This is a genomic window from Salinarimonas soli, assembly GCF_008386575.1.
Classification (GTDB): Bacteria; Pseudomonadota; Alphaproteobacteria; order Rhizobiales; family Beijerinckiaceae; genus Salinarimonas_A; species Salinarimonas_A soli.
This window is the reverse complement of the sequence record NZ_VUOA01000150.1, coordinates 1-303: the sequence shown is the minus strand read 5'-3', so window position 1 is coordinate 303 and position 303 is coordinate 1. Positions and strand designations below refer to the sequence as shown.

Below are 303 nucleotides of genomic sequence, written 5' to 3'. Positions count from 1 at the left end.
GGTGACCACGGTGACGATGAGCGCAGCAGCCATGGCCACGTGCGCTGCCCAATCCCTCGCGCCGCCCAGCGGCAGGATGTAGAGGGTCACGGCCAAGGTCTGCAGCACGGTCTTGAGCTTGCCGCCCTTGGAGGCCGGAACCACATTGCCCCGGCGGGCCAGAACCATGCGCCAGACGGTGATGCCCAGCTCGCGGACCACGATCACGATGGTGACCCACCACCAGAGATCACCCAGGATATTCAGGCTGACCAGGGCGGAGATCATCAATGCTTTGTCCGCGATGGGGTCGGCCAGCTTGCC

Annotated in this window: 1 protein-coding gene; it reads right to left on the bottom strand. The window is 65.3% G+C overall.

The window, feature by feature from the left end; genetic code table 11:
• The coding region (locus tag F0L46_RS25530) for a CDP-alcohol phosphatidyltransferase family protein (protein WP_306461781.1) at positions 1–303 on the bottom strand (303 nt) is incomplete at both ends.